We start from the raw sequence: 25,450 nt of genomic DNA, 5'->3' as shown, positions 1-25,450 counted from the left end.
GCGAATTGACGATGAGTGCCGGGTAGCGCGATGCATCGATCGTCTGTATTCCTCACAAGGATGGCTCGATGTGTGGCCGCAAAGCGGGGACAGGGCGCGACGATGCTAACGAGGCGTGCCTCGCGAAGGACCTGAAGGCACGCCATTCTGCCACTCGCTCCAATGCCCGACGATGGTCTGCACGAGCGGATGACCCGCGCGATAGAGGTTCTCTAACGCAGGGGCGAAGCCCCCCTGGCTGGCATAGTTCAGCAGATTGGCCGCATTCGATTCGCCCGCATACGGACGATCGAAATCCGAGCCCGCACGCAGCACGGCCACGCGGTCGAGATCCACGCGTTGCGCACGCGCCGCTCGGCTGAGTGCTTCGAACGTGGCGTTGTCCTCTTGCTGCGTCATGCAGTACACGCCTTGTCCGCCGGTCAACTGGCGCGTGAACTCGCTCGCCCTCGCGCCGAGCGCCTTACCCGACCACCAGGTGTCGTCGGCGACCGAATCGCAACGGATCACCGTGGGCTGCCGGTTGGCGGGAGCATAAGCATATTTCGCGCGCGCGGCCTGGGCCTGCGCGTTATCGGCGAGGGTGACGTCGTGCGAGATCGCCCAGGCGGCTTCGGTCAGCCTCGGGTTCAGGCGGAACACCTCGGTGCGATAGTCGAGCGCCGGTGTTGCGTCGGGACTTTTCGTATTGATGCCCAGATACCCGGTGCGCCAGCCGCGCGGACGGCCCTCGCCGTCGATCTCCCACTGCAGGCCGAAATCGACGAGCCAGTCCGACCACGCCGCCGAGCCGATCGTGCCGCGCTCGGGGTTCACACCCGCAATGCCCGCGATGAGGAAGTAGGTCTTGCGCAGGTCGAACTGAGGCGCGAAGACGAGGGCCATGGTCGAGGCGGCGGCGTTTGCATGGCCCATGCCGGTCGTCATCACGCAAACGTCGTCGGCATTGCATTGCACCGTGGGGTAGTCGGGCGAGAGGCCCGCAATCGTCACGGACTCCCAGGGACCGAGCCGGTCGAGCCACGTCTTCGCTTCGGGTGCGAACATCGTCACGATCATGACTTTCACGGCCCGGCCGTGCGCGGCGGCGCCGGCCTGCGCAAAGGCCGAGGGTTGCGCAGAAAGCGTACCGGCGCTTGATTGTGTCGAAAGGGGCTGCGACGCGCACGCAGCGAGCGACAGCGCGGCGCAGAGCAACGTGAGGCGGGTTCGCATTGTGCAAGTCCTTGGGTTGTACGCGTACTGGGTGGCACGATCGACCGGCTAAATGGTCAGGAAAATACGCTCGACTATGACAGTTTTGCGAAAGCACGGCGCCACACGCGGCACCGTTGCGGGTGTGCGCCACGCGAAGCGCATTTTTGTCCGAAATTCCTATACTTCGACTAGCGCGCCCAACAGGGGCAGCCTCGCCAATACGAAGCAACAAACGAAGCGACAAGGCCGCGCGGCCCCCCGGCCCCGCTGCCACGAGGAGGGAGACATGGGACATTCCGCATCCGCGGCGCACGCGCACGAGCGCCTTGGCGACTCCGGCCCGCATCGCCCGGCGCTTCCCGCGCTCGCACTGGCCGCGCTCGGCGTGGTCTACGGCGACATCGGCACGAGCCCGCTGTACACGCTCGCCACCGTGTTCGATCCCGCCAACGGCCTCGCGGTCAATGCTTTCAATATCGTAGGCATCGTCTCGCTGATCTTCTGGTCGCTCATGGTCGTCGTCTCGCTCAAGTACGTCGCGCTCATCCTGCGTGCGAACAATCACGGCGAGGGCGGCATCATGGCGCTGCTCGCGCTCGCGGCTTCCTCGGTCGCGTCGCGGCCGCATCTGCGTAACATGCTGCTCGTGATCGGCGTGATGGGCGCGGCGCTCTTCTTCGGCGACAGCGTGATCACGCCGGCCATCTCGGTGCTGAGCGCCGTGGAAGGCCTCGAAGTGGCCGAGCCCGCGCTCAAGACCTATGTGATTCCGGTGACGCTTGCGGCGCTCATCGTGCTGTTCCTCACGCAAAAGCACGGCACGGGGGGAATCGGCGCCGTATTCGGTCCGGTGATGGTGCTCTGGTTCATCGTGATCGGCGTGGCGGGCGTGGCCAACATTGCCTCCGCGCCGGCCGTGCTGTTCGCGCTCGATCCGCGAGAGGGTCTCGCGTTCTGCCTGCATCACCGCTGGCTCGCCTTCGTCGCGCTCGGCGCCGTCGTGCTCTCGCTCACGGGCGCCGAGGCGCTCTATGCCGACATGGGCCACTTCGGCAAGCAGCCGATCCGCCTCACGTGGTTCGGCATTGTGTTTCCCGCGCTCGCGCTCAATTATCTCGGGCAGGGCGCGCTGCTGCTGGCGAACCCGGGCGCCGTGCAAAGCCCGTTTTACCGGCTCTTCCCGCAATGGTCCATCGTGCCGATGATCGTGCTCGCGACCGTCGCCACCGTCATCGCGTCGCAGGCCGTTATTTCGGGTACCTATTCAATGGCGATGCAAGCCATGCAGCTCTCGTTCCTGCCGCGCATGAGCATCGTGCATACGTCGGAGCGCGAGATCGGGCAGATCTACGTGCCCGGCATCAACTGGATCCTGCTCGTCGCCGTGGTGGCGGCGGTGGTGGGGTTCCGTTCGTCCACAGCGCTCGGCTCGGCCTACGGTATTGCCGTGACCGGCACGATGCTTATCACGACGTTCCTCACGTTCTTCGTCGTGCGCTACGCATGGCACTACAACTGGGCGCTGTGCCTGTTCGCCACGGCGTTCTTCTTCGTGATCGACGCCATGTTCTTCTCGGCCAATCTGCTCAAGATCGTGGACGGCGGCTGGTTCCCGCTCGTGATCGGCGCACTGATGTTCACGGTCATGGCGACCTGGGGAAAGGGCTGGGAAATGATGATGACCGAGGCGCGCGTACGCGCCGGCAAGAAGCCACTCAAGCCCTATCTCACGGCGCTGCTCGAAAGCAACCCCGTGCGCGTGGGCGGCACCGCGATCTTCCTCACGCCGAATGCGAACGCCGTCCCGCATGCGCTCGTCAACAATTTGCGGCACAACCGGGTGCTGCACGAACGCGTCGTATTCCTGAGCGTGATGACAAAAGACGTGCCATGGGTGGCCGAAAGCGAGCGCGTGAAGGTCGAGCTGCTCTGCCCGGGCTGCTATTACGTCGTCGTCAATTATGGATTCAAGGACGAGGTGGATTTGCCATGCACACTTGCCGCGTACCAATCCGCGGAGCTGACCTTCGATCTCGACGAAACGTCATGGTTCCTGAGCCGCGCAGTGGTGGTGCCCACGCGCGGCCATGGCATGGCGATCTGGCGTGAGCGTCTTTTCGCAGTGATGCTGCACAACGTCGGGAATATCGCGGCGTTTTTCAAGCTGCCGGCCAATCGCGTGATCGAGGTCGGCGCGCGCGTCGAGATCTAGGCGTACTCGACGCGCGCTCGCGCTTACGGGTTTTCGGCGCGCGTGGGTTGCGGCGCTGCCTGCGCGGCCTTACGCGTCTTCGCCACGTCGGACGCCGTAACGGCCGGCGCGCGATTGCCCCAGCTCGAGCGCACGAAGCTCAGCACGTCGGCGATATCGCGGTCGGTGAGGCGCTGCGCAAAGCCTGGCATGGCGTAGTGCGTGGGCGCGGAGGTCGTCCAGGGCATCTGGCCGCCCTTGAGCACGAGGCGGATCAGCGAGGCGGGGTTGTCGCTGTTGACCACCGAGCTTCTGGCGAGCTTCGGGAATGTGGCGTCGTAGCCTGCGCCCGTCGTGCGATGGCAGGCAGCGCAGTTGTCCACGAACGTGAGCGCCCCGTTGCTGCGGTCCGTGCCGGCGCGCAAGGCGTCTGCCGCGGTCGGGTCGGGGACGAGCGCATCGCCGTTGGGATCGGCGGGGGCGAGCGTCTTGAGGTACGCCGCAATCGCGCCGAGGTCGGCGTCGCTCATGTATTGCGTGCTGTGCTGGACCACGTCGACCATGCCGCCGAACGCCGCCGCATCGTCGGATCGTCCTTGCTTCAGAAACGCCACAATGTCGCTTTCGCTCCACGTGCCGAGGCCGTTTTTAGCGTCTCCACGCAGGTTTTTCGCGAGATAGCCGTCCACTACGCCGCCCGAAAGATAGACCTTCTTGTTGTCGCTCAGCGCCTGCTCCTGGAGGCCAAACCCGCGCGGTGTGTGGCACGAGCCGCAGTGCGCGAATCCCTCGACCAGATAGCTTCCGCGCGTCACGGGGTCTGTGCTTGCCGGCACGTTGGCGGCGAGTGGCGCGGGCGCGAACATCATGCGCCAGAAGCGCAACGGCCAGCGCATCGACAGCGGCCAGGCAATGCCTTCCGCGCGATTGGCCTGCTCGACCGGCGCGACCGCATGCATGAAGTACGCGTAGAGGGCCTCGATATCCTCGGGCGTCGTCTTTGCGTACGACACATAGGGCATGGCGGGGTAGAGCGTGGAGCCATCTTTCGCAATGCCGCGGCGCACCGCGCGATCGAAGTCGCGCAGCGTGTAGTCGCCGATGCCGGTGCGCTTGTCGGGCGTGATATTGGTCGAGTAGATCGTGCCGATGGGCGAGCCGATGCCAACGCCGCCCGCGAACGGTTTGCCACCCGTCGCCGTGTGGCAGGCCGTGCAGTCGGCCACGGTGGCGAGGTAGCGGCCCTTTTCAATGAGCGCGGGGAGCGCGGCGTTGGCGCCGGGCTGCTGGGTGGCCGCGCGCTCGTCCGCGAGTGCGTGCGAGAACCAGCCGGACAGCGCCAGTGCGGAAGAGGCCAGCACGGCACGCGAGTATTTCGTCATCCTCATGAAATGCATTCCTCCTTACGCATGAACGAGCGGTGCGGGGTGCTTCAGGTACTGCTCGCGGATCGCTTTCGCCGCGTGATAGGCCAGCGCCGCCACGAGTCCGGTCGGGTTGTAGCCCATGTTCTGCGGAAACGCCGAAGCGCCCATCACGAACACGTTGTGCACGTCCCAGCTCTGCAGGTACTTGTTGACCACGCTCGTTTGCGGCGAGTCGCCCATGACGGCGCCGCCGGTTGTGTGAGTGGACTGGTAGAGGCGGGTGTCGTAGTGGTCGCCCGGCTTGCGGATCGCGCGGTAGTACGCGTCGTGCTTCATGACCTTCGCGACCTCCTCCACGCGCGTGCCCACGTAGTCGAGCATGCGGTACTCGTTGTCGTGCCAGTCGAATGTCATGCGCAGGAGCGGCACTCCATGGGCGTCGCGGTAGGTCGGATCGAGGTCGAGGTACGCGTCGCGGTACGGCATCACCGAGCCGGAAATGCCGATGCTCAGGAAGCGCTGATACGCATCGACCACGCCCGCCTTCCATTGGCTGCCCCAGGCGGGCGTGCCGGGCGCGGTGGACGCCTGGCCGATCGGGCGGCCGCCCGTGCGCGCGTGGCGTACGCTCGCGCCGCCGAGAAAGCCCAGATGCCCGTGGTCGAACTGGTCGCCATTGAGGTCGTCCATTGCCACGGCGCCCGCGCCCGAGCCGACGAACGGATTCAGCAGGGTTTCCTTAGGCAGCAGCACGTTGATGGCGCCGTTCATCTGGTACGCGTAGTTGCGGCCCACCACGCCTTCACCCGTCTTCGCGTCGTACGGCTTGCCGATGCCCGAGAGCAGCAGCAGGCGCACGTTGTGCATCTGGAACGCTGCAACGATCACGAGGTCGGCCGGCTGTTCGACCTCGCGGCCCTGCGCGTCGACGTAACTCACGCCCACGGCTTGCTTGCGGCTGCCGTCGAGCAGCACCTTCGTCACATAGGAATTCGTGCGCAGCTCGAAGTTCGGCTTCTTGAGCAAAGCCGGGAGAATGGTGGTCTGCGGCGAGGCCTTCGAGTACATGAAGCAACCGAAGTCCTCGCAGAAGCCGCAGAAATTGCATGGGCCGAGCCGTACGCCGTACGGATTCGTGTAGGCCTGCGAAGCGTTTGCGGCGGGCGCGGCATACGGGTTGAAGCCTGCTTCACGCGCGGCCATTTCAAACAGTTGCGCGCCCAAGGTGTTCTTGAGCGGCGGCGTTGGGTACTCGCTGCTGCGCGCGCCTTCGAGCGGATTGCCGCCGAGCTGGATCTGCCCCTGGAGATTGCCGGCCTTGCCCGAGGTACCGAACACCTTCTCGGCGAAATCGAAATGCGGTTCGAGTTCGTCGTACGTCACGCCGAAGTCCTGCACCTGCATGCCTTCCGGGATGAAGCGCTTGCCGTAGCGCGCCTCGTAGGTCGAACGCAGCTGCAATTCTTCGGGCAGGACGCGGTAGTGCATGCCGTTCCAGTGGAAGCCCGCGCCGCCCACGCCGTTGCCCAGCAGAAAGGAGCCATGCTGGCGGTAGGGCACCGCGAGATCGTTCACGCCGTGGCGAATCGTGACTGTCTCGCGCGAGAGGTCCTGAAACAGCTTGCCGCGCACGGCGTATTTGAGTTCGTCGGCGATTTGCGGATACTTCGCGTCGGTGGGCGTGTCGCGCATCGCGCCGCGTTCGAGCGCCACGACGTTCAGTCCGGCTTGCGTGAGTTCGTGGGCGAGAATCGCGCCGGTCCAGCCGAACCCGACGATCACGCAATCCACCTTGTTCATTTTGATGGTCATCGGTCAGCCTCTGCTTCCGTCGATAGAAACCGGGCCATAGGGGTACTTCACACCCGGTTGGTCGATCCAGTCGGCAAAATCGGCGCGTGCGCCGGGAAAGCCGATCGTTTTCCAGCCCGCCATTTGCTTGTTGCCGCCATAGATGGGGTCGGCGAAAAAACCCTCTTTCGCGTTCGCGAGGAGGAAGCCGAAGAACGTGCTGGCCGCAACCGGGTCGAAGTGGGCTTTGCCGTGCTCCATGGCCTGCAGCACGGCTTCCTGTTCGGCATTGCTCAGGAATGCGAATGATTTGCCGCTGTAGTGCTGGCGGCACCACTCGTCGCAAGCCTTGATGCCATGCCGGTACACGTCGCGCGGCGCGAGATTCAACTGGTAGCCGAGTTCCGGCGCTTCACTCACATGAAACGGCCCCTGCATGTACCAGAGCTTGCCGTGGCCCCAGGGCGTTTCCATCTGACGGTCGATGAATTCCGGCACGCCCGCTTCGAGCGCGCCTGGGCCCAGGTGGTCCGACGGAATCAGGCGGTCGACGGCAGCCTGCAGAAAGCGCCATTCGTCTGCCGTGAAATAGTCGGGCTGGTAGGGCGGCGCCGCGGCGGCCGACGGCGCGGAAGACGGCTTGCAGGCGGACTGCGAGAGCGCAACTCCCGTTGCAAGCGATGCGGTCGGCACGATGGCGAGCATGCGCCGCAGGAATTGACGGCGCGGATCCTGTTCGGTGGACATGGGCTGTTCCTCTCGATATGAGGTGAGCGATGGTAGGGGGAACAGATGCGCCGTGTTTTCGAGATCGCGTCGCCGGGCCACGACCCCTATGTCGGGAAAACTCCCTGTTTTTGTGGGACTTTTTGCGTTCGGAAAGTCAGCTCCGAATGTCCACGGGTGCGACTTGCGCGGCGAATGCAACCGATTCGGTTGACGTGTGACAAGTTCTCGCGGCCCCGCGCTTGTCGGGAGGCGGATCGCCGCGTGCAGGCGCTCAGCGAAATGCAAAGAAATCAAAACGCCGATGGCTCAAACAAACCCAATGCAAATCCGCGTCAGGCTGTCGCGTTGACAAGAACTCAGGCGTAGGATTATCGGAATCGCATCGTAGTCATGCGGCGGCGAGCCGGTCGCAGGCGCGTCGCCGCATGGTCGAAGGAGGGCATCATGAGACGCCTTTATTTCCTCGCCCCCGACACCACCACGGCGCAGGCGATCGTCGACGATCTGCTGCGCGCGCGCATCACGTGGCGCCACATCCATGTGCTCGCCAATCACAGCGTGGGGCTCGAACGCTTGCCCGAGGCTTCGCTGCTGCAGCGCAGCGACCTCGTGCACGCGCTGGAGCGCGGCGTGATGTTCGGTGCTGCGACCGGCGCGATTGTCGGGCTCGTGGCGCTGATGTTTCCGCTCTCGGACTTCGATATCACGGGCGGGGTGGTCGTCGCGTTGACCCTGGCCGGCGCGATCTTCGGCGCGTGGGCGGCCGGCATGATCGGCGTGGACGAGCCGAACACGACGCTTACGCGCTTCAACGGTCCGATCGAACACGGCCAGTTGCTGGTCATGGCCGATGTGCCCGGCTCGCGCGAAGCGGAGATCGAGGAGAGCATCGCCCAGCATGTGCCGCGCGCCGATGTGGAAGGCGCGGAAGCGACGTCGCCGATCTTTCCCTGAATGCGCCGGACTGTCGTGCGTGGCGCCGCTGCGGTGCGGGCCTGAGCGTGTGCGCAAGCCAAAAATCGCGCCCCATTTCTCAGCGCTGGCATTCCATTTGAGGGCCGCAACGCTCAATCTACGGCAGCCGGGAGTGCGCCGCGCTGCCCGCGCCTTTAGCCCGCCTTTAGCTCGCCTCTAGCCCGCCATTCACACCGCGCGCGCCGCGCCGGGCACGCCATTCCCCCGCCAAATCCCGCATTTTGACCGGCTTGCGCCCGCGACAAGGCAAAATACGGGTTTTGAGCCCGCGCCGGGCTCGAGTTTCCCCTGCCGGCCGCCTCCTTCCAGGCATCGATCGGGCCTCGTTGCGAGCCCGGCAGGTCGGCTCGCCTTGCCTGCGAGCCCTCAAGCGATATTGGAGTCGTCTACATGCCCGAATCGAATCTGTCTTTCTTCGGCCGCCTTTCGGTCGCGCTGGGATCGTTCTTCGCGATCCTCGGCGACGGCGAGCTTGCCGCCAATGTGCGCCGTCTGCGTGAAGGCGGGCTCGCCCCCGCCGCGCCCGCACCCGCCGCGGCTCCGGTCGCGAAGCCGGCACCCGCACCCGCGCCCGCACCCACCGTCATCAAGGAAGCCACGGCCGACGCCGCGCTGCAGCTGCTCGGCCTGCTCCAGCGCAACGCGCGCTTCGTCGATTTCGTCGAGGAAGACATTGCCGGTTATGCCGATGCGGATATCGGCGCCGCCGCCCGCATCGTCCACGAAGGCTGCCGCGCCACGCTGCGCGACCACTTCTCGATCCGCCCGGTGCGCAGCGAGTCCGAAGGCGTGCGCGTGACGCTGCCGGCCGGCTTCGACGCCGCGGCCGTGCGCCTCACCGGCAACGTGGTCGGCGAGGCGCCGTTCAGCGGCAGCCTCACGCATCGCGGCTGGCGCGTCGAGGAGGTCAAGCTGCCGCAACTCGTCAAGACGCATGACGCGCGCATCATCGCGCCGGCGGAGGTGGAGCTGTGAGCGATCCGCGTTATTCGATCGGCGTTGACCTGGGCACGACGCATTGCGCGCTGTCCTACGTCGACCTCACCGCCAGCGATGGCGAAAAGACCCAGCAGGGCGTGTTGAACGTGACCCAGCTCACGGCGCCGGGCACGCTGGAATCGCCCGACCTGCTGCCCTCATTTCTCTATTTGCCGCATGCGGGCGAGCTGACGCCGGGCGACCTCACGCTGCCGTGGACCACCACGCGCGAGTACGCCGTGGGCGAGCTTGCGCGCAGCCGTGGCGCGGGCACGCCGATCCGCCTCGTTTCGAGCGCGAAGAGCTGGCTGTGCCACCCCGGCGTGGACCGCCGCGCGGCCATTCTGCCGAACGACGCCCCGCCTGAAGTCGCGCGCGTGTCGCCGCTCGAAAGCTCGGTGCGTTATCTCACGCACCTGCGCGAGGCCTGGGACCACGCGCATCCCGAGGCGCCGTTCGGTGAGCAGGAAGTCACCGTCACGATTCCGGCCTCGTTCGACCCCGCCGCGCGCGAGCTGACGGCGGAAGCCGCGCAGGCGGCGGGCTACGCGAACATGACGCTGCTGGAAGAGCCGCAAGCTGCGCTCTATAGCTGGATTCAAAAGAGCGGCGGCGCGTGGCGCAAGGACGTGAAGGTCGGCGACATCATCCTCGTGGTGGATGTGGGCGGCGGTACGACCGACCTTTCGCTGATCGCCGTGGTCGAGCGCGAAGGCAATCTCGAACTGCACCGCGTGGCCGTGGGCGAGCACATTCTGCTCGGCGGCGACAACATGGACCTCGCACTCGCGCACGTGGTCGCGCGCAAGCTCGCGGCGCAGGGCACGCAAGCGGACCCGTGGCAGTTGCGCGCGCTGACCTACGCGTGCCGCTCGGCGAAGGAAACGCTGCTCTCCGACGCCTCCGTCGAAACGGTGCCGATCGTCGTGCCGAGCCGCGGCTCGAAGCTCATCGGCGGGTCGATCCGCACGGAGCTCACGCGCGCCGAACTCACGCAGATCATTCTCGAGGGCTTCTTCCCGCAGGTGGACGCCGCAGCGCGCCCCGCCGTGCGCACGCGCGTGGGCCTCACGCAGCTTGGCCTGCCCTATGCGCAGGATGCGGGCGTCACGCGCCATCTCGCGGCCTTCCTCGGCCGCCAGGTCCAGGCGCTCGCGGAACTCGAAGGTTTCGGCGCGCCGCCCGCAGGCGCGACCTTCCTGCATCCCACCGCTGTGCTCTTCAACGGCGGCGTATTCAAGTCGCCGTTGCTCTCGCAACGCGTGCTCGATATCCTGGGCGGCTGGCTCGCGGCCGAGGGCGCTGCACCGGCGCGTTTGCTCGGCGGGGCGGATCTCGACCTCGCGGTGGCGCGCGGCGCGGCCTATTACGGCTACGTGAAACGCGGACGGGGCGTGCGCATTCGCGGCGGCACGGCGCGCGCGTACTACGTGGCGGTCGAATCGGCCATGCCGGCCGTGCCGGGGCTCGAGCCGCCGGTGTCGGCGCTCTGCGTCGCGCCGTTCGGCATGGAAGAGGGTACCGAGGCGGCGCTGCCGCCGCAGGAGTTCGGCCTCGTGGTGGGCGAGCCGGTGCACTTCCGTTTCTTCGGTTCTTCGGTGCGGCGTCTGGATCAGGTCGGCACGATGCTCGACTACTGGTCGCCTGAAGAATTGCAGGAACTGGAGGAGATCCAGGCCACGCTGCCCACCGAAGGCCGCACGCCCGGCGAAGTCGTGCCCGTGAAGCTGCACGCGCGCGTGACGGAAGCGGGCACGCTCGAGCTCGAAGCGATGCCGAGCGGCACGAACGAGCGCTGGAAGGTCGAGTTCGACGTGCGTGGCGGAGCAGGCGACTGAGCCCGATGAAGCCATACGTCGTCGGCATCGACCTGGGGACGAGCAATACCGTCGTGGCGTACGTGGAGGCCGGCGGCGACGCGATCCGCGTGTTCGACGTCGAGCAGCTAACCGGCCTCGGCGAAGTGGGCGCGGAAAAGATGCTGCCTTCCGCGCGCTATCACCCGGCGGCGGGCGAGCTTGCGGCCGGCGACTTGCGTTTGCCGTGGAGCGCGCCTGCGCAAGGCGATGACGCGGTCATCGGCCGCCTCGCGCGCACGCTCGGCGCGCAGGTGCCGGGGCGGCTCGTGGCGAGCGCGAAGAGCTGGCTCTCGCACGCGGCCGTGGACCGCCTCGCGCCGATCCTGCCGTGGGGCGCACCCGAAGACGTCGCCAAGGTTTCGCCGGTTGCCGCGAGCGCGAGTTATCTCGCGCATGTGCGCGCCGCGTGGAATCATCGCTTCCCGCATGCGCCGCTCGAAGATCAGGACGTCGTGCTGACCGTGCCCGCCTCGTTCGACGACGGCGCGCGCGCGCTCACGCTCGAAGCGGCGCGGCTCGCGAAGCTGCCCGCGCTGCGTCTGCTAGAAGAACCGCAAGCCGCGTTTTACGACTGGCTGTATCACCATCGCGCTACGCTCGACGCCCAGCTCGGCGCGTCGCGTCTCGTGCTGGTCTGCGACGTGGGCGGCGGCACGACCGACCTCACGCTCATCAAGGTGCAGTTCGAGAACGGCGAGCCGCAGCTCACGCGTATAGGCGTGGGCAATCATCTTATGCTGGGCGGCGACAACATGGACCTCGCGCTCGCCCATCTGGCCGAGAGCCGCCTCGCCAACGCGCAAACGCGCTTGAGCGCGGCGAGCCTCTCGCAGCTCGTCGAGCGCTGCCGTGTCGCGAAGGAGCAACTGCTCGACGCGAGCGCGCCCGAATCGCTGCCGATCACGCTGCTCGGCGCTGGCGCGCGTCTCGTGGGCGGCGCGCGCAGCACGCAGCTTGGCCGCGAGGAAGTCGCTCAGATCGTGGTGGACGGTTTCTTCCCGATGGGCGCGGCCGGCGATCTGCCGCGCCGCTCGCGCGCGGCGATCGTCGAGTTCGGTTTGCCCTATGCCGCCGATCCGGCCATCACGCGCCATATCGCGGCGTTTTTGCAGCGCTTCGCTGCGCAGTCGCGCGAGGCGTTGGGCGCAACAGGTGGAGAAAGCGCCGCGCTGCCGATGCCCGACGCACTGCTGCTTAACGGCGGCGTGTTCCGCGCACGCGCGCTCGCGCAGCGTCTGGCCGACACGCTCGGCGCGTGGCGTGGCGAGCCGCTCAATGTGCTGCGCAACGATCAGCCCGACGTGGCTGTCGCGCGTGGCGCGGTCGCGTATGCGCTCGCGCGCGCGGGCCACGCGCCGCGTATTGGCGGCGGCTCGCCGCGCAGCTACTTTCTCGTGCTCGACGAAGGCGCGGGCGCCGATGCCGCACCGCGCGGCGTGTGCGTCCTTCCGCGCGGCACGGAGGAAGGCCACGAGTTGCATCTGGACGACCGCACGTTCGCGTTGCAACTTGGTCAGCCGGTGCAGTTCCACCTCGCATCGACAGTGGCCGACACGGCGTGGCAGCCCGGCGAGTTGACCGATCTGGCTGCGGGCGACTTCGTGCGCCTGCCGCCGCTCGCGACGGTGGTGCCCGCAAGCGGCGATGCGAAAGCCGCGCGCGAGCGCCCCGTCAAACTCACGACCGCGCTGACCGAAGTCGGCACGCTGGAGATGCACTGCATCGCCACTGACGACGCCTCGCAGCGCTGGCTGCTCGAATTCGCGCTGCGCCGCGCGGAGCACGAGAGTGGTGCGAGCGGGACGCACGGCGAGTCACGCCACGCGGGACTCGACGACGCCATCGAAGCGATCGAACGCGTGTTCGGCGCGCGCTCCGCCAAGATCGACGCGAAAGAAGTGAAGCGTCTGCGCGCGCATCTCGAAGAGCGGCTCGGTCCGCGCCAGAACTGGGACGGCCCGCTGCTGCGCGAGCTGTTCGGCGCGCTCTGGGAGCGCGCGGGCAAGCGCCGCCGCTCCGCCGATCATGAACGCGTGTGGTTGAACCTCGCCGGCTTCAGCCTGCGGCCGGGCTTCGGCTATCCGCTCGACGAATGGCGCGTCGAACAGCTTTGGACACTCTTCGACGACGGCATCCAGTTCGTGGGCGAAGGCCAGGTCTGGTCGGAGTGGTGGACGCTCTGGCGGCGCGCGGCGGGCGGCCTGAACGAGGCGCAGCAGCACGAGGTGCTGGAGGCGATGACGTACCTCGAAGAAGCGGCCGGCTCGAAGCGCCACAAGCTGCCTTTCGACCCCGCGAAGCTCGCCCATGCGGACATGATCCGGCTCTATGCATCGCTCGAGCAGATTGCGGCCGAGCGCAAGATCGAGATCGGCGAGCGGCTGTTGCAGCGGCTGCAAAAGCCTTCCGAGAATCATCAGACGTGGTGGGCCGTGGGCCGTATCGGCGCGCGCCAGCCGTTCTACGGCAGCGCGCACGGCGTGGTGCCGCCGGAAACCGCCGCGCGTTGGCTCGATGCGATCCTCGCGCTCGACTGGAAAAAGATCGAGCCGGCGATGTTCGCCGCCGCGCAGATCGCGCGCATGACGGGCGACCGCTCGCGCGATTTGCCGCCCGAACTGCGCGAGACGGTGGTGCGCCGCTTGGAGTCGGCGAACGCACCGCCTGCGTGGGTGACGATGGTGCGCGAAGTCGTCGCGCTCGATACGGCGGACACGGGCCGCGTGTTCGGCGAGGCGCTGCCGGCGGGGCTGAAGCTGATCGCGGGTTGAACTCGGGCGCGTGACACCTGACTTCTGCAAGAAGCGCCGCGCGCGTATGATCGAACGCCTGATGCCAACATGAACCACAGCGTGGTCGATCTGCCCATGAATTCTCCTGCCGATGCTTCCTCGCCGCGCGCCTTGCGCGCGCTCTCGCCAATCGAGGCGCGTATCGTCGGCGTGCTGGTCGAAAAGCAGCACACGGTGCCCGACACCTATCCGCTTTCGCTCAACGCGCTCACGCTCGGCTGCAACCAGAAGACCGCGCGCACGCCGGTCATGAACGTGAGCGAAGCCGACGTGCTGGCCGCCATCGAAGACCTCAAGCTGCTGAGCCTCGTGTTCGAAGGCAGCAGCAGCCGCGTGCCGCGCTTCGAGCACAACCTGAACCGCGTCCTCGGCGTGCCGAGCCAGGCCGTGGCGCTCCTGACCGTTCTGCTGCTGCGCGGCGCGCAGACGGCGGCGGAATTGCGCCTGAATTCGGCACGCCTGCACGGTTTCGCCGATGTCTCGTCGGTCGAAGGCTTCCTGGAAGAACTGGCCGAGCGCGAGCCGCCGCTCGTAGTGAAACTGCCGCGCGCGCCGGGCGAGCGCGAAAGCCGCTGGATGCATTTGCTGTGCGGTGAAGTGAACATGGCGAGTTTTGCCGCTGCGGGGACCAGCGCGTCCGGCGCTCGCGAGGAAGCCGGTGAGAGCGTCTCGCTCGCGGACTTCGAGGCGGTGCGCGCCGAGCAGCAGCGTCTCGCCGACGAAGTCGCGCGCCTGCAAACGCTCGTCGCACGCATGGCCGCCGAACTGGGGATGTCGCTCGACTGAGCGCCATCCCCGCGCCGCGCAATGGACGCCGCAGCATCCTCCGCCCAGCGCCTGCGCCAGGTGCGCGACCTGCCGTGCCCGCGCGGCTTGCCGCTCATCGGCAATCTCCATCAGCTGAATGCGCCGAGGCTGCACCGCGTGCTCGAACACTGGGCGCAGGAACTCGGCACGCCGTATCGCTTCCAGATCTGCGGCATGCCCGTCACGGTATGGAGCGACGCGGAACTGAGCCAGAGCGTGATGCGCGAGCGTCCGCACCGCTACCGGCGTTACGCGTCGCTCGAACCTGTCCTTGCCGAGATCGGCTGCAACGGCGTGTTCTCGGCCGAGGGCGCCGCGTGGCAGCCGCAGCGCCGGCTCGTCATGCAGGCGCTTTCCATCCCGCACATCCGCGGCTTCTATCCGACGCTGCAAGCCATCACGGCGCGGCTGCACGACCGCTGGCAGCGCGCGGCCGAGCGCGGCGACGTGGTCGAGATGACTGACGACCTCAAACGCTACACGGTGGACGTGACAAGCGCGCTCGCCTTCGGCGAAGACCCGCGCACGCTCGAACAGGAGCGCGGTGTGATTCAGGAACATCTCGCACAGATTTTCCCGACGCTCATGCATCGCGTGAACGCGCCGTTTCCATACTGGCGCTACGTGCGTTTGCCGCGCGACCGCCGCACGGACCGGGCGCTGGCCGAAGTGCATCGCACGATACGCGGCATGATGGCGCGCTCGCGCGAGCGCATGCGCGACGCGCCGTCCTCAATCGTCCGCGCGCCGCGCCATCTGCTCGAAGCGATGCTGGCACTGCGAGATGCTCCAGGCTCGGCGCCAGGCTCCGAAGTGACCGACGACATCATTGCCGCCAACGTGCTCACGCTCTTGCTCGCGGGCGAGGACACCACGGCCAACGCGCTGGCGTGGTCGCTCTTCTATCTGGCCGCCGACGAACCGCTGCAGCAGCGCCTCGCCAACGAAGCGCGGGCGGTGCTGGGTGAACACGATGTGTGTCCGGACTACGGCCTCGTGAAGGACCTCGACCTGTTCGAAGCCGTCTGCAGCGAAACGCTGCGCTTTCGCCCCGTGGCCGCGATCATGGCGTTCGAGCCTGTCGAGAATGTGGAGGTGGGTGGCGTTGCGCTGCCCGCCGGTTCGAAGATGTTCTTTCTCACCCGGCCGCCGATGCTTGACTCGCGCCACTACGCACAGCCCGAGCGCTTCGATCCTGACCGATGGCTGCGCGGCCATGCAGATGCCGATGCGCGCGTGCACGATCCGCGCGCATGGGTACAGTTCGGCGCGGGGCCGCGTGTGTGTCCGGGGCGGCATCTCGCCGCCATGGAAATGCGCCTCGTGCTCTCCACGTTGATGAACCGCTTCAAGGTGAGGCTTGCCGTCGATCCTGCGACGATCGAGGAAATCACGGCGTTCGCGATGGTGCCGAACCGCATGCCGGTGCGGCTGGAATGCCGGCCGACGGTTCAGTGACCGCGAACCTGATCGAGGTATCAACCGGGTCGCGACTGACGTCTCAACCCTGCGTAATGAAGGTATGCACGTGCGTGTTGAAGAGGTCGGGGTGCGTGCCGTTCATGCCGTGCGTGGCGCCCTTGATCGTGACGCGGCGCGCGAACGCGATCCACTCTTCGAGCGCTTCGACGTTGTTGCGGAACATGAGCGGGCTGCGCTGGCCGTCGATGAGCAGCGTGCGGCACTTGATCTCGCCGGCGGCGCGCGGTGCGTAGGGCGAGAGCGGGTCCTGCAACTGCTTGGGCAGCGTCGTGGCGTTGGCGATGGCCATCTGGCGAAACGCCGCCGAGCCTTTCTTCCACGCGCCCGGCACGCTCACGGAGTCGACGAACAACTCGAGCCCCGCTTCGACTTCGCCGGCATGGATGAGGTCGGCCGCACGCGTGCGCAGCGCGTTGGTGGCGGGCGGCAGCGCGGCTTCGTCGTCGTCAACGCGCGAGAGCGGGCCGCCGGGGTCGGCCAGCACCAGCGTGCGCACGAGGCGCGGATAGCGGCGCGCGAGATGCCACGCCACGCTGCCGCCGCGCGAGTGACCCACGAGGTGCACCGATTCGAGGCCGAGCGCATCGATGAAATCGGCCAGCTCGGTGACGTGGCTCTCCCAGCCGAAATCTCCCTGAATGCAGGCATCCGCCGCGGGCCAGTAATGGCTCAGGCTCGGCGCGATGCAGCGGAAATGCTCCGAAAGGCCGTTGAGTTGCGGCATCCAGTAGCGGTAATCGCAGAGCGATCCGTGGACGAACAGCAGCGGCTCGCCTTCGCCGCGCTCGAGGAACGGCAGGGCAATGCCCGAGTGCAATGTGGCGTACGACAGGTCGGGCGCAGCAAGTAGGGAGGGATCGATGCGTTGGTTCAAGGAGTGGCTCCAAGCGTATGAGCGTCACTTTGCCGCAAGCGCATAATTAAGGGAAACTCAATAAACTGAAGGAATCGATAAGGTTTTCTGATTGGAAAAGGGGGCGCAACGCGGTGAGCCTTGCCGGGCGGGGTTGTTGTCTTTCATCGATGAAAGCAAACGTGCGTGCCCACGCATGGCGGCCTGACGTGCGCAGGCGGGTTTATGGCGTCGGCGCGACAAGATTGGCGTCGCGCGCGAGCAGCCAGCGCCCGCTTGCATCCTTGCGCACGAGCGTGAGCGTGTAGCCCGCCCGCCGCATCGGCTGGGCCGCGCCCGGCGGCGTGATGGAAATATCGATGCGATTGCGCAGAAACGCCCAGTCCCCCAGCACCTGAAGTTCCACGATCTCGGCCGAGCCCTCGATGCGCATGTCTTGCTGCGCCTGGGAAGCCGCGGCGAACTCCGCTTTGCCAAACGGCTCCTGGCCGGGCACCGTGAACACCACGTCGTCGGTCATCAGGCTTAGCACTTTGGCCGTGTCGCCGGCGCGGCTGGCTTCTATCCATGTTTGCACCAGCTCGCGAATGGCGCGTTCGTCGTCGGTCATTGTGATCTCCCATGTCGTTCAGTTCGACGCAATCCCGATTGCGCAGGGCCTCAGAACGCGCTGCGATAAGCGAACAGACCCGGCAAGCCGCCAGTCATGATGAAGAGGACGTTCTCGCCGCTTGTAAAGCGTCCCGAGCGTACGGCCTGTGTGAGACCGGCGAATGCCTTGCCGCTGTACACGGGGTCGAGCAGCAGGCCTTCTTTCGAAGCCACGAGCCGTACGGCCTCGCGCATGGCGTCGGTCGGCATGCCGTATCCGTCGCCGAGCTGTGCGCCCTCGATCACGATCGACGCGCCCTCGATGCGCCGCGCCGGATCGATCAGTTCGAGCGTCTTGCCGGCTTTCTCGAACGTGGTGGCATAGGCCTGCTCTGTCTTCGCGAGCACCGTGTACGCAAGCACGAGGCTCGGGTCGATGCCGAGCGCCGCAAAACCGGCAGCCAGCCCCGCGTGCATGCCGCCGCTGCCGTTAGGGATGACAATGCGCGCGAAGCGCAGTCCCTGCGCCTGTGCCTGGGTCAGGATTTCGGCCGCGCACGCCGCATAGCCGAGACAGCCCACCGGGCTCGACCCGCCCAGCGGGCACACGTAGACCGAGCGGCCCTGGGCGCGCAGTTCTTCGGCGCGCGCCTGCGCGAACGCCAGCGCATTGGCCGTGCCGGGCAAATCGTGCACGCGAGCGCCGAGCAGGTCGTCGAGCAGGATGTTGCCGTTCTCCCGATACTCGAAGTCGTCGCGCGGCACGGCCCGCGTGAGCACCAGTTCGCACTGCAGGCCCGCTTGCGCGGCGGCCGCCGCCGTCAAGCGCGCGTGGTTCGACTGGCGCGCGCCCACGGTGACGATGGTGTTCGCGCCCGCCGCCAGTGCTTCGCCCATTAGAAACTCGAGCTTGCGCAGCTTGTTGCCGCCGCCGCCCAGGCCAGTCAGATCGTCGCGCTTGACATACACATTCACGCCCCCAAGTTCGCGGCTTAGTCGCGGCAATAACTGGATCGGCGTGGGTCCTTCCAGCAATGCGCGGCGAGCATGCCGCGAAAGATCGAGCGGGTACGGGAACGCGGCGTTCGTTACGGTAGTCATTGCTGTCTCGGAGTTTGGGATGGCGGCATTCGCGGTTCATTCGCGATTGCCACGCGCCGAATCATAAACAGGGTAATTCTCGAATCATGCGTAACGCCTCAGGGTTCTCACGTCCACGTAATTCCGTATTGCGTCGCAGCAAGGAGGTTTTTAAACTGATTCCTATCCAGGCAATCGTCCGAGACGATATTCCCACCACGGGAGGCTTCACATGAATATTTTTCAATCGCCGAGCCAACCATCGAGTCCGAGGCTGCACGTATTCGAACAGGAAGGCGGCTGGCACTGGGGTATCACCATCGAGCGTTCGGCAGGCGGGGGGTTCAAGGTCATCGCGTACAGCGAGAAGCCGTTCCGCGCCGAAAACGAAGCACAATCCGACGGCGACCGCGCCCTCGTCAATCTCGCCGAACTGGTTTGAGCCGCGCGCCGCGCGGCTTCGTGTTTTTGCGTCTGCGGCACTTCCCCTCGCACCCTTCCATGCTTGCGGCCCGCGCCACCCGCGCTGAGCCGGATTCGACGTTTCCTTTCGTTTGATCGCGCCGATGCGGGCATACCGCGTCCATCGGTCTCAGTGACCGATCGTGCGACGTTTGCCAAAAGTCATCTCGCAATCCTCCGCGCGCTGGTATCGTGAAAATTTGCCCGCGAGGGCATTTCAGAGCGCTGCCGAATGCCGCCACTTTCCTTCATGACCTCACGCGCGCCGCGCCCTTCGCCAACGCTTGCGCCCGATCTGCAACTGGGCGAACCCATGACCGATACGATGCATGCCGGGTTCGTCGCGCTGCTCGATGCGCTCGCGCTCGCGAGCGATGAAACATGGATCGGCGCGTTCGACGCGTGGGCCGCGCACACGAAGCAGCATTTCGCGCAGGAAGAAGCGTGGATGGAAGAGCTGAACTTCGGTCCGCGCCATTGCCATGCAGGCCAGCACCGGCACGTGCTGAACGTGGCCGGCGAAGTGCGCAGGCAAGTGGCCGACGAAGGGCGCTTCGAAACCGGGCGGCAACTGGTGCGCGAGTTGCGCGAATGGTTCGCGTGGCACGTGAAGTCGATGGACGCGCTCATGGTCGAAGGCCTGCGCGAACGCGGCATCGCGAAGGCCGATCAGGTCGATCAGGTCGATCAGGTCGATCAGGTCGATCAGGTCGATCAGGTCGATCAGGTCGTTTGAGTCACCTTCAAATCGTTCGATTCATGCAAGCAGATATCGTCATTGTGGGCGCCGGGCCGGTGGGGCTCTGTCTCGCGCGCTCGCTCAGTGGTGTTGGCCTCAAGATCGTCATGGTCGAGCAGCAGTGCCTCGCCGACATCAGCGAGCCGCAGTTCGATGGCCGCGAGATCGCGCTGACGCAACAGTCGGTGCGCTTGATGCGCAAGTTCGGGCTTTGGGATCGTATCGACCCGCACGCGCGTGCGCCGCTGTGCAGCGCCAGGGTGTTCAACGGTACCTCGCCGGGGGCGCTCGAGATTGGGCACGACCTGAGCGGCCATACGGAACTGGGCTGGCTCGTCTCCAATCATCTGATTCGCAGCGCGGCCTATGAGGCGCTGCGGGAAAGCACGGCAGGGCACGGCGACGTGACGCTGCTCGCCGCGCAAAAGGTCAGCGGCGTGAAAGCCGGCGAGGATCAGGCGAGCGTGACATTGGAAAACGGCGAGACGCTAACGGCCAGATTGATCGTCGCGGCGGACAGCCGCTTCTCGTCCACGCGCAAGATGATGGGCATTGCCGCCAACATGCACGATTTCGGCAAGGCCATGCTGGTTTGCCGCATGACGCATGAAGCGCCGCATGACCAGGCTGCGTGGGAATGGTTCGGGTACGATCAAACGCTCGCGCTGCTTCCCATGAACGCGGAGCGCTCGACGAACGCGCACCAGTCGTCGGTCGTGCTCACGCTGCCGGTGGGCCAGGTCAACGAGATCGCGGCGCTCGAACCCGACGCATTCGCGAGACATATCGAACACCGTTTCATGCACAGGCTGGGCGCGATGAAGCTGGCAAGCACGCGGCATGTCTATCCGCTCGTTGCCGTTTATCCGGAGCGCTTTGTCGGCAAACGCTTCGCGGTTGTGGGCGACGCCGCGGTCGGCATGCATCCGGTAACCGCGCATGGCTTCAATTTCGGTTTGCTCGGGGTGGAAACCTTAGGTAACCGAATTATTGAGGCAAAAAAAAGCGGCTTCGACATCGGCGCCCGGCAGGTTTTGCAGCGCTACGAAACCCAGCATCGCCGCGCGACCCGGCCGCTTTATCTCGCGACGCGCTTCATCACCGACGTCTATACGAACAACAGCGCACCCGCGAAACTGGCGCGCGACCTCATGCTGCGCGCCGCTTCCCGGCTGATGCCGTTCAGGAAGGCGATTGCGGCTTCGCTAACCGGCTAGCTTCAGGCGCCCTCGCGCACGTCGACCGCGACGATGCGCTCGAGGACGGCCACCGCGTTCTCCACGCCGTTTTCCGCACGCAACGTTTTGCCTAATGCGCGGGCGCGGCTTCGCACCGCTTCGCTGGCGGTAAAGTCGAGCGCGCTCGCGAACGCTTTGGCGCTCGGCTTGCGTCCATCGACGGCCGCCGGTGCGACGCCCGCCGCGCGCAGGCGCTGCGCCCAGAAGAACTGGTCGCCCGCGAACGGCGTCACGATGGAAGGCACGCCGGCGCGTGTTGCGGAGTGCGAAGTACCGGAGCCGCCGTGATGAATGACGGCGGCGGTGCGCGGGAGCAGCCAGTCGTGCGGCGTGTCGCCGACAACGAAGAAGTTTTCGGGAAGCGTCTTTGGATCGATGCCGCTCCAGCCCGGGTAGAAGAGTGCGCGCCGGCCCCGCATGGCTTCGATCAGGGCGGCCAGCAGGCGCGCATTGTCGAAGCCCGTCATGCTGCCAAAGCCGATGTAGACGGGCGCTTCGCCAGCGGCGAGGAAGTGCGCCAATGCGGGCGGCGGGGTCCAGGCCGGGCTCGGCGCGAGCCACTGTCCGCAAAGATGCGCGTTCGCGGGCCAGTCGGCGGGCACGGCCAGCAGGCTTGGCGAGATGCCATACACCATCGGGTGGTCCTTCCATACCGCCTTGCGCGGCGGCAGGCCGAACGTCGCGCGCGCGGCGTTGGTCTTGTCGCGGAATGCCTTCCAGAGCATGGCGTTCACAAGGCCGTGGCTCGCGCGGTTGAGCACGCGCGGCACCCAGGCGGACGGCAGGAACGCAGAGGGGAAGGCCGCCGTGGGCGTGAGCGGGATCATGCCCGAGCCGATGCCTTTCGCGCCCAGATATTCCGCCGCGGAAAGCCCCACGAACGCGGCCAGCCCGGCAACCAGAATGGCATCGCAACCGTCGCCCGTCTCGACGATGGTGCGCATCCACGACGGCGCGTTTTCGTTGGCGATCTTCGCGAGCGCGCGTGCGGTCTCATTGAAGCCGCCGCCTTTCCCGACGACGCCGGCGATGGCATGGTCCGGGCGCAGCATGCCGCGAATGTCGCCGGCGAGCGCCGTGGCCGGCACGCCGAGTGCGCGGGCGCTGCCCAGCGTGGCGGCATCCGCCAGCAGGTGCGCTTCGTGCCCGGCGTCCATCAAGCCACGGCACAGCGCGGCGAACGGGCGCGCATCGCCCTCGGTGCCGTAGGTTGCGATCAGTAGCTTCATGAGGCCATTTTCCGTGATTTCGGCGCTGCGTTCGTTGAGGCCGGTTCATGTGCAATGGCGTGAACCGGCTGCAGGCGTAGTGTCGCTAAACCAATCCGCGCCTGCAACCTGGGTCAGCGAACCCATCCTGAGCGTTGGTGCCGATGGCTCTGGAGCGCGCGATGAAGCCCCGGCGCGCAGCGCGTATTGACGACGATTTGTACGGATGTGCTCGTTTGGCGCTGAACGGTCGCGGCGACATCTTCATTCATGAAGCGCCACCAACCCGGTTTGCGTACTCCCAGAAGAACACGCTCGGCACCTGCTGCGTCACAAACCGCAGCGATCTGGCGGCCAATAGTCGACCCGGACAGCGGTGACGTCAACATGCGCGCCTGAGCGCCGCGTTGATTGCCTTCCAGTATCCGCATCGCGCGGGCCAGCGTCTCGCGGCCGCTTTCTTCCATAGCGCCCGCGATCATCCCGTAGTCCAGGTGCTCGCCCATGCCCGTCAAGCACGGCGTCAAGTCGACGATATGCACGGCGAGAATATGCGCGTCGCAACGTCTGGCGGTATCGAGTGCCGACGCGAGGAATGCGTCGGTCGAATTCTGGCTGATTGCAACAACGATGGTCCTGGACATGTCGAGGGCCCTCAGTACGCCCAGTAGGTGAAGGCGTGCGGATAGCCGTAGACAACCGGCGCCGGTACCAGCATGGGGGGCGGGGCGTACGCGGGCGCGGTCGCATAGACGGCCGGCTGCGAGATGCTGTTGCCCTTGGACGCCATGCATTGCGAGTAAGCCGCGTCGTAACTGGCCTGCAAACTCGCGGAATTCGCCTGCGCGCTATTGGCGCCGACGGCGCTCCCAAGCAGCAAACCCGCGCCGGCGCCGATCGCCGCGCCAACACCGGCGTTGCCCGCAGCAGCGCCTAGAAGCGCGCCGGCTGCCGCGCCGCCTGCGGTGCCGATGGCCGTACTGCCCAGCGCGCCATGGCTCGCCGAAGGCTGGGCCGCGCCGTCCGTGCGGAAGGCGTAATTCCGGCATGCATAGTCCTCCTGCTGGAACTCGCCTAGCGGCTTGCCCTTCGGCGGCAAGGCGACCACGGTTGGGCCCGTTGGCGGAATGATGGCGCACCCGCCCAGGCCGAGGGCGACGATGCAGGCGGATATGACAAGGCAGGCGGTTTGTGAGGGTTTCATGATGGGAGTGTCCAGTCAGTGCATGGAGAGCATCCTGAGGCAGGATAGTTAGGCGCGAGTTATCGCCCGTCGCGCGTTAATGCCGCCAGTCGATGGGCTCATCGAGGTAGTAAGGCGCGAACGGATTGTGGTTCACGTCGAAATACCGGCTTCGGCGCTCGAGATCGGCAAGATCGGCCGACGAGGCGAGGTAGGCATCGCGTCGTTGGGCTTCCACGGCCGCGAAGTGTGCTTCGAGCTTGCTGACGAGTTTGGCGAACATGATGTTTCTCCTTGAACGGCGACAGAGAGCCGTCGATGAGAAACATCATCGCGAAGCAGAATGAGTCGTGAGTTAGCAGGCCCGCATTGCGAGCGGCCCGGCCGATCGGCCCGCGGCGCACGCTCCAGGCGTCAGGGCGTCAGTGTGCCTCGGCGCGGCTCACGCCATCGTCGGCGAGCAGTGGAATTTCCACGATGGCGCGCAGCCCCGTCACGCCGTCGTGGCGATTTTCAAGGGTCACGCGACCGCCGTAGCGCGTGACGATCGCGAGTACGATCGCGAGCCCGAGACCGCTGCCCTCGACGCCATGATTCACGCGAAAGAAGCGGTCGAATACACGGGGCAGCGCCGCTTCGGGAATGCCGGGTCCCGTGTCCTCAATGTCGATGCGTGCGTGTCCGTCGGCGTCGAGGACGCGCAGATCGACACACCCGCCCTCGGGCGTATAGCGCAGCGCGTTGCCGATCAGGTTCTTGACCACGGCGCGCAGGTCCGGCTCGGTCGCGCAGATGCGTACCGGCGTCAATTCGCTCGCGCCGATATCGATACGCTTCTGGTTGGCGATGGGCAGCAGCTCGGAGACGACGGAAGCCACGACTTGCGTCACGTCGATCGCGGCGGTCGGCGCGGTCGTCATCTGCGCGTCCGCACGCGCCAGCTGCAACAGCTGCGCGACGAGCGTGCTCGTGCGTTCGATTCCCCGCCGCAGTGCCTGGAAGCGCTCGCGGTTTTGCGGAACAATGTCGCCCTGCAGATTGTCGGCTTGCAATTTCAGCGCGGTGAGCGGGGTGCGCAATTCGTGTGCGGCATCGGAAATGAAGTCGCGTTCGAACCGCATCGATCCGTCGAGCCGTTCGATCATGCGGTTGATCGAGCTGACGAACGGACGCAGTTCGATGGGGAGCCCTTCGTCCGGCAGGGCTTCGAGACTCGTCGAATCGATAGCCCGCACGCGGCGCCCGAGCCGGTCGAGCACCCGGAATGCACGGCGCACGCAAAGGTACACCGCGATCCACACGGCCGGAATCAGCACGTAGACCGGCGTTAGTGCGCGCGCGGCGCTGTCCTGTGCCATGCGCACGCGCACCGACATGCGTTGGCCGACCTGAATCACCTCGTTGTAGGTGACGAGCGTATAGACGCGCCACGCCTCGTTGGCGGCGAATTGCTGCGAGAAGCCCGTGGGCGAATTGCGGTCGAACTCGACGGCGCTGTCGGTGGTGCGGGTGGGCGACGATTTGTGTTCAGCAGTCCAAACGACGACGACAATGTCGTCGGCATTGCCGGACCCCGGGGAGCGGCGCGGAATGGCGGCCTCGTACACGTCGCGTATGCGAGACGCGACGTTCGAGAGCCGGTCGTCCAGCAGGGCATTCACACCGACGAGGGCGAGCCGGTAGGAGCTCACGCCTTGCACGATTCCGAAGATGGAGAGCAGCAGGCCCAGCGAGACGATCAGCTGGGTGCTGAGAGATCTGGCTTTCATGAGCATGATGGTTCGCCCCGCGTTGGCCAGCGGCGCATTGCGGGCCGCTGCCGCGCCGGCAATGCCGGCTCGTGCGCCAACGATATCAGATTATGGGGACGATACGCCGCCGCGCAGCGCGCCGTTGGGTGCCGCTGCTGGTGCCATCGGGCGCTTGCT

General features: G+C 66.3%; 22 protein-coding genes. 10 read left to right on the top strand and 12 right to left on the bottom strand.

What is annotated here, in order from left to right:
* Nucleotides 1-105: 105 nt before the first annotated feature.
* Nucleotides 106-1,215: a purine-nucleoside phosphorylase gene (locus FAZ97_RS32535; protein WP_158762879.1), complete on the bottom strand. Its 1,110-nt coding sequence runs from the start codon at nucleotides 1,213-1,215 to the stop codon at nucleotides 106-108.
* Between the two features lie 268 nt (nucleotides 1,216-1,483).
* Here FAZ97_RS32535 and FAZ97_RS32530 point away from each other — a divergent pair, with 268 nt between their 5' ends.
* A complete protein-coding gene (locus FAZ97_RS32530; RefSeq protein ID WP_158762878.1) occupies nucleotides 1,484-3,409 on the top strand; it encodes a potassium transporter Kup in 1,926 nt (641 codons plus the stop codon).
* Between the two features lie 23 nt (nucleotides 3,410-3,432).
* Here FAZ97_RS32530 and FAZ97_RS32525 read toward each other — a convergent pair whose 3' ends face one another.
* From FAZ97_RS32525 to FAZ97_RS32515, 3 genes are read right to left on the bottom strand one after another with little or no spacing between them, the layout of a single operon-like run.
* Complete coding sequence (locus FAZ97_RS32525) at nucleotides 3,433-4,770, bottom strand: c-type cytochrome (protein WP_158763361.1); 1,338 nt, start codon at nucleotides 4,768-4,770, stop codon at nucleotides 3,433-3,435.
* Between the two features lie 21 nt (nucleotides 4,771-4,791).
* On the bottom strand, nucleotides 4,792-6,567 hold the full coding sequence (locus FAZ97_RS32520) for a GMC family oxidoreductase (protein ID WP_158762877.1): 1,776 nt from the start codon (nucleotides 6,565-6,567) through the stop codon (nucleotides 4,792-4,794).
* A 3-nt stretch (nucleotides 6,568-6,570) separates the two neighbouring features.
* Nucleotides 6,571-7,293 carry a gluconate 2-dehydrogenase subunit 3 family protein gene (locus FAZ97_RS32515; protein ID WP_158762876.1) on the bottom strand — a complete coding sequence of 241 codons (723 nt, stop codon included), beginning with the start codon at nucleotides 7,291-7,293 and terminating at the stop codon, nucleotides 6,571-6,573.
* A 426-nt stretch (nucleotides 7,294-7,719) separates the two neighbouring features.
* Here FAZ97_RS32515 and FAZ97_RS32510 point away from each other — a divergent pair, with 426 nt between their 5' ends.
* From FAZ97_RS32510 to FAZ97_RS32485, 6 genes are all read left to right on the top strand, one after another.
* Nucleotides 7,720-8,229 carry a DUF1269 domain-containing protein gene (locus FAZ97_RS32510; protein WP_158762875.1) on the top strand — a complete coding sequence of 170 codons (510 nt, stop codon included), beginning with the start codon at nucleotides 7,720-7,722 and terminating at the stop codon, nucleotides 8,227-8,229.
* A gap of 411 nt (nucleotides 8,230-8,640) precedes the next feature.
* Entirely contained in the window at nucleotides 8,641-9,225 is a 585-nt protein-coding gene (locus tag FAZ97_RS32505; RefSeq protein WP_158762874.1) for a DUF2760 domain-containing protein, read from the top strand.
* Nucleotides 9,222-11,066: an Hsp70 family protein gene (locus FAZ97_RS32500; protein ID WP_158762873.1), complete on the top strand. Its 1,845-nt coding sequence runs from the start codon at nucleotides 9,222-9,224 to the stop codon at nucleotides 11,064-11,066. The genes FAZ97_RS32505 and FAZ97_RS32500 overlap by 4 nt, the downstream gene beginning before the upstream one ends.
* A 5-nt stretch (nucleotides 11,067-11,071) precedes the next feature.
* Entirely contained in the window at nucleotides 11,072-13,858 is a 2,787-nt protein-coding gene (locus FAZ97_RS32495) for an Hsp70 family protein (RefSeq protein WP_158762872.1), read from the top strand.
* A 96-nt stretch (nucleotides 13,859-13,954) separates the two neighbouring features.
* A complete protein-coding gene (locus FAZ97_RS32490; RefSeq protein ID WP_158763360.1) occupies nucleotides 13,955-14,665 on the top strand; it encodes a YceH family protein in 711 nt (236 codons plus the stop codon).
* A gap of 21 nt (nucleotides 14,666-14,686) precedes the next feature.
* Nucleotides 14,687-16,144 (top strand): cytochrome P450, encoded by a 1,458-nt coding sequence (locus FAZ97_RS32485; protein ID WP_158762871.1) that lies wholly within the window; start codon nucleotides 14,687-14,689, stop codon nucleotides 16,142-16,144.
* Nucleotides 16,145-16,187: 43 nt separating this feature from the next.
* On the opposite strand, the gene FAZ97_RS32480 is transcribed toward FAZ97_RS32485, so the two are convergent.
* From FAZ97_RS32480 to FAZ97_RS32470, 3 genes are all read right to left on the bottom strand, one after another.
* A complete protein-coding gene (locus tag FAZ97_RS32480) occupies nucleotides 16,188-17,042 on the bottom strand; it encodes an alpha/beta fold hydrolase (RefSeq protein ID WP_158762870.1) in 855 nt (284 codons plus the stop codon).
* 202 nt (nucleotides 17,043-17,244) lie between these two features.
* On the bottom strand, nucleotides 17,245-17,631 hold the full coding sequence (locus tag FAZ97_RS32475) for an SgcJ/EcaC family oxidoreductase (protein ID WP_158762869.1): 387 nt from the start codon (nucleotides 17,629-17,631) through the stop codon (nucleotides 17,245-17,247).
* Between the two features lie 50 nt (nucleotides 17,632-17,681).
* Nucleotides 17,682-18,713 carry a D-cysteine desulfhydrase family protein gene (locus FAZ97_RS32470; RefSeq protein WP_158762868.1) on the bottom strand — a complete coding sequence of 344 codons (1,032 nt, stop codon included), beginning with the start codon at nucleotides 18,711-18,713 and terminating at the stop codon, nucleotides 17,682-17,684.
* 211 nt (nucleotides 18,714-18,924) lie between these two features.
* Between FAZ97_RS32470 and FAZ97_RS32465 the strand changes: the two genes are divergently transcribed.
* The 3 genes from FAZ97_RS32465 to ubiM all read left to right on the top strand — a co-directional run bounded on the left by FAZ97_RS32465 (nucleotide 18,925) and on the right by ubiM (nucleotide 21,110).
* Nucleotides 18,925-19,134 carry a hypothetical protein gene (locus tag FAZ97_RS32465; RefSeq protein WP_158762867.1) on the top strand — a complete coding sequence of 70 codons (210 nt, stop codon included), beginning with the start codon at nucleotides 18,925-18,927 and terminating at the stop codon, nucleotides 19,132-19,134.
* Between the two features lie 252 nt (nucleotides 19,135-19,386).
* Nucleotides 19,387-19,890 carry a hemerythrin domain-containing protein gene (locus FAZ97_RS32460; protein WP_233272004.1) on the top strand — a complete coding sequence of 168 codons (504 nt, stop codon included), beginning with the start codon at nucleotides 19,387-19,389 and terminating at the stop codon, nucleotides 19,888-19,890.
* Nucleotides 19,887-21,110 carry a 5-demethoxyubiquinol-8 5-hydroxylase UbiM gene (gene ubiM / locus FAZ97_RS32455; protein ID WP_267904766.1) on the top strand — a complete coding sequence of 408 codons (1,224 nt, stop codon included), beginning with the start codon at nucleotides 19,887-19,889 and terminating at the stop codon, nucleotides 21,108-21,110. Before FAZ97_RS32460 ends, ubiM begins: the two co-directional genes overlap by 4 nt.
* Nucleotides 21,111-21,112: 2 nt before the next feature.
* Here the strand turns inward: ubiM and FAZ97_RS32450 are convergent, their stop codons facing one another.
* The 5 genes from FAZ97_RS32450 to FAZ97_RS32430 all read right to left on the bottom strand — a co-directional run bounded on the left by FAZ97_RS32450 (nucleotide 21,113) and on the right by FAZ97_RS32430 (nucleotide 25,291).
* Nucleotides 21,113-22,360 carry a glycosyltransferase gene (locus FAZ97_RS32450; RefSeq protein WP_158762865.1) on the bottom strand — a complete coding sequence of 416 codons (1,248 nt, stop codon included), beginning with the start codon at nucleotides 22,358-22,360 and terminating at the stop codon, nucleotides 21,113-21,115.
* 113 nt (nucleotides 22,361-22,473) lie between these two features.
* Nucleotides 22,474-22,983 carry a universal stress protein gene (locus FAZ97_RS32445; RefSeq protein ID WP_158762864.1) on the bottom strand — a complete coding sequence of 170 codons (510 nt, stop codon included), beginning with the start codon at nucleotides 22,981-22,983 and terminating at the stop codon, nucleotides 22,474-22,476.
* Nucleotides 22,984-22,994: 11 nt separating this feature from the next.
* Nucleotides 22,995-23,543 (bottom strand): YMGG-like glycine zipper-containing protein, encoded by a 549-nt coding sequence (locus FAZ97_RS32440; protein ID WP_158762863.1) that lies wholly within the window; start codon nucleotides 23,541-23,543, stop codon nucleotides 22,995-22,997.
* 76 nt (nucleotides 23,544-23,619) lie between these two features.
* Nucleotides 23,620-23,805 carry a DUF3563 family protein gene (locus FAZ97_RS32435; RefSeq protein WP_158762862.1) on the bottom strand — a complete coding sequence of 62 codons (186 nt, stop codon included), beginning with the start codon at nucleotides 23,803-23,805 and terminating at the stop codon, nucleotides 23,620-23,622.
* A 139-nt stretch (nucleotides 23,806-23,944) separates the two neighbouring features.
* The gene (locus tag FAZ97_RS32430; RefSeq protein ID WP_233272003.1) at nucleotides 23,945-25,291 is read right to left on the bottom strand and encodes a sensor histidine kinase; all 1,347 of its coding nucleotides are present in this window, start codon (nucleotides 25,289-25,291) and stop codon (nucleotides 23,945-23,947) included.
* Between the last annotated feature and the right edge of the window lie 159 nt (nucleotides 25,292-25,450).

The sequence above is a fragment of the Paraburkholderia acidiphila genome (assembly GCF_009789655.1).
Lineage (GTDB): Bacteria > Pseudomonadota > Gammaproteobacteria > Burkholderiales > Burkholderiaceae > Paraburkholderia > Paraburkholderia acidiphila.
This window is presented reverse-complemented; position numbering and strand designations above follow the sequence as displayed.